This window comes from Mesorhizobium sp. B2-3-5, from assembly GCF_006442395.1.
Classification (GTDB): domain Bacteria; phylum Pseudomonadota; class Alphaproteobacteria; order Rhizobiales; family Rhizobiaceae; genus Mesorhizobium.
In genome coordinates this window covers 219,030-225,838 of sequence record NZ_VFVX01000009.1, presented here as the reverse complement: position 1 = coordinate 225,838, position 6,809 = coordinate 219,030, and the positions used below count along the sequence as shown (strand labels likewise).

At 61.8% G+C, this 6,809-nt stretch carries 7 protein-coding genes and 1 pseudogene; 7 read left to right on the top strand and 1 reads right to left on the bottom strand.

Annotation, left to right across the window (positions count from 1 at the left end):
* The first annotated feature begins 253 nt into the window (after positions 1–253).
* From FJ958_RS13930 to FJ958_RS13920, 3 genes are all read left to right on the top strand, one after another.
* Positions 254–772: an Rrf2 family transcriptional regulator gene (locus tag FJ958_RS13930; protein WP_140743438.1), complete on the top strand. Its 519-nt coding sequence runs from the start codon at positions 254–256 to the stop codon at positions 770–772.
* A gap of 29 nt (positions 773–801) precedes the next feature.
* Complete coding sequence (locus FJ958_RS13925) at positions 802–1,260, top strand: carboxymuconolactone decarboxylase family protein (protein ID WP_140699425.1); 459 nt, start codon at positions 802–804, stop codon at positions 1,258–1,260.
* Between the two features lie 275 nt (positions 1,261–1,535).
* Positions 1,536–2,030, top strand: coding sequence for a DUF3592 domain-containing protein (locus FJ958_RS13920; RefSeq protein ID WP_140743436.1), 495 nt, complete (start codon positions 1,536–1,538; stop codon positions 2,028–2,030).
* Positions 2,031–2,269: 239 nt separating this feature from the next.
* Here the strand turns inward: FJ958_RS13920 and FJ958_RS13915 are convergent, their stop codons facing one another.
* Positions 2,270–2,905, bottom strand: coding sequence for a TetR family transcriptional regulator C-terminal domain-containing protein (locus FJ958_RS13915; protein WP_027051045.1), 636 nt, complete (start codon positions 2,903–2,905; stop codon positions 2,270–2,272).
* A 227-nt stretch (positions 2,906–3,132) separates the two neighbouring features.
* Between FJ958_RS13915 and FJ958_RS13910 the strand changes: the two genes are divergently transcribed.
* From FJ958_RS13910 to FJ958_RS13895, 4 genes and pseudogenes are all read left to right on the top strand, one after another.
* Positions 3,133–4,461 (top strand): aspartate aminotransferase family protein, encoded by a 1,329-nt coding sequence (locus tag FJ958_RS13910; protein WP_140743434.1) that lies wholly within the window; start codon positions 3,133–3,135, stop codon positions 4,459–4,461.
* Positions 4,462–4,573: 112 nt separating this feature from the next.
* A pseudogene (locus FJ958_RS31985) lies at positions 4,574–4,858 on the top strand (endonuclease domain-containing protein); the annotation flags it as partial.
* Between the two features lie 157 nt (positions 4,859–5,015).
* Positions 5,016–6,266 (top strand): Zn-dependent hydrolase, encoded by a 1,251-nt coding sequence (locus FJ958_RS13900; protein ID WP_140743432.1) that lies wholly within the window; start codon positions 5,016–5,018, stop codon positions 6,264–6,266.
* Between the two features lie 154 nt (positions 6,267–6,420).
* The gene (locus FJ958_RS13895; RefSeq protein ID WP_246679591.1) at positions 6,421–6,801 is read left to right on the top strand and encodes a DUF559 domain-containing protein; all 381 of its coding nucleotides are present in this window, start codon (positions 6,421–6,423) and stop codon (positions 6,799–6,801) included.
* Positions 6,802–6,809: the final 8 nt, after the last annotated feature.

The following is a 6,809-nucleotide window of genomic DNA, read 5'->3' as shown; positions in this document are numbered from 1 at the left end:
TGGCCCAAAGATGCGTCGGCCTCTCGTCCGCCACCGCTCCCGCCATCATAACGGATTCGGCAAATGACAAGTTACAAAGGTGCCGGCAGGCAGGTGAGGGGCAGTGCCAGCGCCGAATTGGAAGGCGTCTTGGCACGACAACGGGTCTTCGTTCTCCAAGAAAACCTCTCTCAAAAATCAGGCTCCTACGATTCTCCTATTGCAGATAAAATATATCGAGGATAAATTATATCGACGAATTTGGAAACCGACAATGAAGCTGGGCGAGGGCGTTGAGGCGGCCATTCACTGCGCGGCCACGCTGGCGAGCGTCGAAGGCAACAGCACCATTCCAGGCGCCGCGCTGGCAGAATCCTTTGGCCTCTCGCCGAGCTATCTCCTGAAGCATCTCAACATGCTGACTTCATCCGGCATCCTGGAATCGGTGCCGGGGCCAACCGGCGGCTACCGGCTGGCGCGGGCGGCCGAACGCATCACCCTGCTCGATATCGTGCTGGCGGTCGAAGGGCGCGAGCCGGCTTTCCGCTGCGGCGAAATCCGCCGCAACGGTCCGGTCAAGCTCGATGCCTCGGCCTATGTCAAACCCTGCGGCATCAACGCCGCGATGCTGAAGGCGGAGAGGGCCTATCGGGCCGCGCTTGCCGAGACCAAGCTGTCCGACGTCGTGGCCAATTTCGCCGAGGAAGGCGATCCCCGGTCGATTGCAGCGAGCTGCGCTTTCGTCGAGCGCCACCAGCGGCCGCAGAAATCCGGTTCCACCAAGCAAATCTAAAACCCAGTCGATGTGAAAGGAACAACACGATGAAACAGAGGATACAGTTCTTCGCCAAGGCGCCGGAGGTCATGAAGGCGGTGATGGCGCTCAACAAGGCGGTCGACGAATGCGGGTTGGAGGTGAGCCTGTTGCACCTGATCAAGCTCAGGGCCTCGCAGATCAATGGCTGCTCGTTCTGCGTCGAGATGCACAGCCGTGAGGCTCGCCGTGACGGCGAGACCGAGCCGCGGCTCTATCTGGTCTCGGCCTGGAAGGAATCGCCACTGTTTTCCGAGCGCGAACGCGCGGCCTTGGCCTGGACCGAGGCGGTGACCCTCATCGCCAACAACGGCGTGTCGGATGAGCTCTATGCACGCACGCTCGAGCATTTCTCGGAAGAGGAATTGGTCAAGCTGTCGGTCGCGCTCGGCATGATCAACACCTGGAACCGGCTTTGCATTCCGTTCCACGCCATTCATCCGATGCCGGCCGCCAAGGCTGCCTGATTGCCCTGTTGCCCGGGAGCGCCGCCAAGGCGGCGGCGCTCCAGCTGTTTGAAGGAAGCGGTCGATGCGGCCGGTTTCCGGGGGACCATCAAGGCCCTGACACCGGGCAGCGCATGAACGGCTTCATCGGCAATGTCGCGCTGAGCGGGGCCTGACGCTTCATAGGGCAATACTTCCGAGCGGGCCGGGGAACTCGGCGCAATCGACGCCACCCGTGTTAATCGCTCCGTTGCGATTATCCTGTATGAAATCGTGGGTTCACGAGTGGAGCGGGCATGGAGCAAGGCTGGACCGCATTCTGGGCACGCGTTTCGGAGATCTTCCATCAGGCGCTGTTTCCGTTCCGCGCGATCGCGGAAGCCGTTGGCTGGCATCCAAGCGACTTACAGATCTGGTGCCTCCTGTGCGGCGTCTTCTTCCTGGCGCCCATCGGCGTGCAGAGCTATGGCGGTTTTGTCCTCAAGCGGCGTGGCATCTTTGCCACCGGCAAGGTGGTGGACATCGATAAGTCTGGCGAATATTCAGACAACCCGATCATAGAATTCGCCGATCGCTCCGGACGAACCTGGCGTTTCGAGTCCTATCTGCCGGTTAATGGCAAGACACGGTCTATCGGTGCCGCGGTCGACGTCATCTACGATCCTCTGCACCCTAAGCGCGCCCGGGAGATGGGCCGCCCCGTCCTGAAAGCAGTCCACCTGGCAGTCGGTTACGCAATTGTCGCCGGGCTGCTGCTGTTCGCCTTCTGGCCCGGTCTGATCTCCAACTGATCCCGCCGCAGTGCCGCAGCCTATCCGTCAAAGGACGACCAGGATCCTCTCGGCCTCCTTCCCACTTTGATCATAGCACTGAACAAACACACAGGATCCTCGGGTCTGCGCTGCGTCGCTTCGCTCCTTGCTCCGCCCGTGGATGACGAAATGATGGATGCCTCGGCCAATCCTTACGGTCGGCAACAACCAAATGACCGGTAAGTTGGCCCTATCCGTTAAGCCCTTTTCCCGAGACCCTAGCCCTTCGGCTTCAGCCCATCGAGGAACAACTGCTCCAGAAAGCGCGCCGCGTCCTCGAAGCGGCCGTCGCCGCCGCGGTTCGGCCCCAGCACGGCGCGGACCTGGACGTCGAAATCGGCGTAGTGCTGGGTCGTCGCCCAGATCGAGAAGATCAGGTGCCAGGGGTCGGTCCGGGCGATCTTGCCGGCACGCATCCAGCCCTTGATGACGGCGGCCTTCTCGTCGACCAATGTCTTCAGTTCGCCCGCCAGCAGCGGCATGATGCGCGGCGCGCCTTGCAGGATCTCGTTGGCGAACAGCCGGCTTTCGCGGGGAAAATCTCGCGCCATTTCGAGCTTGCGCCTGATGTAGCTGCGCAATTCGGTCATGGGATCGCCGATGTCGTCGAGTTCCCTGAGCGGCGCCAGCCAGGTGTCGAGCAGGCGCTGCATCAAAGTCTCGTGAATGTCTTCCTTGCGGCGGAAATAATAGAGCAGGTTGGGCTTCGACATGCCGGCGGCTTCAGCGATCTGGTCGATGGTCGAGCCGCGGAAGCCGTTGGTGGAGAACACCTCGAGCGCTGCCTCCAGGATCAGTTCGCGCTTTTCCTGCTGGATGCGGGTGCGGCGAGGGGCTTCCGTGCCGGTGTTCACCGTTGCGGACCCCCGCGTTGGCGTCTGTCTGGACCAATTCTCTGGACCAGTTTTTCCCCAGCCTGTGGAACGCACTTCAGGAGCCGCATTTCCGCTAGTAATCCCTTGACCGCCGACAGGGCGGTGCTAACGTTTGTCCAATCGGTCAAAAATTTGCGTAGCACGAAAGCGCGGCAAAGACCAAGCGTTGGACGCACCGAAACAGGTTACAAGGGGAAGTCTTGGTCATGTCCAACCGGCTGAAAGTCACGCCGAACGATCTCAGCGCATTCTGGATGCCGTTCACGGCAAACCGGCAGTTCAAGCAGGCGCCGCGCATGTTCGTGTCCGCCAAGGATATGCATTACACGACCAGCGATGGCCGCAAGGTGCTGGACGGCACCGCCGGCCTCTGGTGTGTCAATGCCGGCCACTGCCGTCCGAAGATCACCGAGGCGATCCAGCACCAGGCCGCCGAGCTCGACTACGCGCCGGCCTTCCAGATGGGCCATCCTATCGTGTTCGAACTGGCGAACCGCCTGGTCGACATCGCGCCCAAGGGCATGGACCATGTGTTCTTCACCAATTCCGGTTCGGAATCGGTCGAGACGGCGCTGAAGATGGCGATCGCCTATCACCGCGTGAAGGGCGAGGGCTCGCGCACCCGTCTGATCGGCCGCGAGCGCGGTTATCATGGCGTCAATTTCGGCGGCATCTCGGTCGGCGGCATCGTCTCCAACCGCAAGATGTTCGGCACGCTGCTTGGCGGCGTCGACCACATGCCGCACACGCATCTGCCCGAGAAGAACGCCTTCTCCAGGGGCGTGCCGGAATATGGCGCGGAGCTCGCCAACGAGCTGGAGCGCATCGTTGCCCTGCATGACGCCTCGACCATCGCCGCCGTCATCGTCGAGCCGGTCGCTGGTTCCACCGGCGTCATCCTGCCGCCCAAGGGCTATCTGCAGAAGCTTCGCGAAATTTGTACCAAGCACGGCATCCTGTTGATCTTCGACGAGGTCATCACCGGTTTCGGCCGTCTCGGCGCGCCGTTCGGCGCCGATTATTTCGGCGTCACGCCCGACATCATGACCACCGCCAAGGGTGTCTCCAACGGCGTCATCCCGATGGGCGCGGTGTTCGTGAAGAAGGAAATCCACGACGCCTTCATGACCGGCCCCGAGCACATGATCGAGTTCTTCCACGGCTACACCTATTCGGGCAATCCGGTTGCTTGCGCCGCCGCACTCGGCACGCTCGACACCTACAAGGAAGAAGGCCTATTGACCCGTGGCGAGGAACTGGCGCCCTATTGGGAGGACGCGCTGCATTCGCTGAAGGGCGAGCCACATGTCATCGATATCAGGAACATCGGCCTGATCGGCGCTGTCGAACTGGCGCCGATCGCCGGCCAGCCGACCAAGCGTGCCTTCTCGGCCTTCGTCAAGGCGTTCGAACGCGGCGCGCTGATCCGCACCACCGGCGACATCATCGCGCTGTCGCCGCCGCTGATCATCACCAAGGGCCAGATCAACGAACTGATCGACCATGTGCGTGAAGTGCTGAGGTCAATCGATTGAAGAACTGGGCACAGATATCTCTCCCCCTCGAGGGGAGGGTGGCCGCGAAGCGGCCGGGTGGGGTCAGCGCGGCAGTGCGCCGACCTGATCTTTTGCAGCGAGGCGGCCACTGATGCCCCGTACCCGCGTGAGCTTCGAAATGCGCCAGAAGGCGCGCGCGCTTCGAGTTCACGCGACCAAGGGTGAATCTCTCCTTTGGTATGAGTTGCGTGAGCTGAAATCGGCAGGCATCAAATTCCGGCGCCAGTGCTCGTTTGGGCCTTACATCGTTGACTTTGCCTGCCTTTCCGTGAAGCTGATCGTTGAAGTCGACGGTGATCTTCACGAGTACAAGAAGGGCAAACGGCACGATGCTGTCCGTGACGCCTATCTGCATTCGCTCGGGTTTGACGTCTTTCGCGTCGACGAGCCTGATGTCATAAACAGCGCTTGGCACGTCGCGCAGGTGGTCAAGGAAAAGGTCGAGCGCATGAGCGGCGACCCCACCCGACCGCTTCGCGGCCACCCTCCCCTCGAGGGGGGAGGGGGACGCCGCGCAATCGATGGGGTTTTGAATGGCCGCACCCGGCGAGAATCTGCGAATCAATTCAGACCGTTTGTGGGATTCCATCATGGAGATGGCGAAGATCGGCCCCGGCATTGCCGGCGGCAACAATCGGCAGACCGTGACCGACGAGGATGGCGAGGGTCGGCATCTGTTCAAGCGCTGGTGCGATGCCGCAGGGCTCGAAATGGGCGTCGACGAGATGGGCACCATGTTCGCCCGCCGCGAAGGCACCGACCCCGACCTGCCGCCGGTCTATGTCGGCAGCCATCTCGACACGCAGCCGACCGGCGGTAAGTATGACGGCGTTCTCGGCGTTCTCGGCGGGCTGGAGGTCGTGCGCTCGCTCAACGACCTCGGCATCAAAACCAAACATCCGATCGTCGTCACCAACTGGACCAACGAGGAAGGCGCGCGCTTCGCACCGGCGATGATGGCCTCCGGCGTGTTCGCCGGCGTGCTCGAACAGGCCGACGTCTACGAGCATACGGACAAGAACGGCAAGAAATTCGGCGAAGAACTGGAGCGCATCGGCTGGAAGGGCAACGAGAAGGTCGGCGACCGCAAGATTCACGCCTTCTTCGAACTGCATATCGAACAGGGCCCGATCCTCGAGGACGAAGGCATCGACATCGGCGTCGTCACCCACGGCCAGGGCCTGAAATGGCTGCAGGTGACGCTGACCGGCAAGGAGGCGCATACCGGCTCGACGCCAATGCCGAAGCGCCGCAATGCCGGGCTCGGCATGGCTCGCGTGATCGAACTGGTGCACGAGATCGCCATGGACTACCAGCCCGACGCCGTCGGCGCCGTCGGCCATATGGAAGTCTACCCCAACTCGCGCAACATCATTGCCGGGCGCACAGTCTTCACCATCGACATCCGCTCGCCGGAGAAGGAAGTGCTCGACGCCATGGACGGTCGCATCCGCGAAGGCATCGACACGATCTGCGACGCGCTCGATATCAAATACAAGATAGAGCAGGTCGGGCATTTCGATCCGGTGACCTTCGACAAGGGCTGCGTCAAGGCGATCCGCGATGCCGCCGAGCGCCTCGGCTACACGCACCGCAACATCGTCTCGGGTGCGGGCCACGATGCCTGCTGGATTAACCGCGTGGCGCCCACCGCCATGGTGATGTGTCCCTGCGTCGATGGCCTCAGCCACAACGAGGCGGAGGAAATCACCAAGGAATGGGCCGCCGCCGGCGCCGACGTGCTGTTCCACGCGGTGGTGGAGACGGCGGTGATTGTCGAATGAGATGTCGGCGCTGTACCCCCACCCCTAACCCCTCCCCACAAGGGGGAGGGGGACCGTCCTCGCCGGGGTATTTTCCTGTAGCGCGAAGCTTTTGCGGTTGCGTAATGATGGCGCTATCCCAAGCCTCCCTCCCCCTTGTGGGGAGGGATTGAGGGTGGGGGTACTCGCCTTGGCACCGACCGCGATCGACCCTGCTGCCATAAAACGTGCCAGGGCGTTGCGCCGGAATATGACGGAAGGCGAGCGTAAACTCTGGTCCGAGCTAAAGGAGTTCCGTCGGCTCTATGGTCTGCATGCCAGGAAGCAGGCGCCAATCGGCCCTTACATTGTGGACTTCGTTCTCCACGAGAAAAGTTTGGTCATCGAGGTGGATGGACAGCACCATTTTGTACCGCAGCAAATGGAGAAGGACCGGATACGTGATGGCTGGCTGAGGACGCAAGGCTATCGCGTGCTGAGGTTTTCGACAGGTGAATTGACGGAATCGGTCGACGGGTGCGTGGAAGAGATATTGCGGGAACTCGGAGTCATGTAGCGGCCATT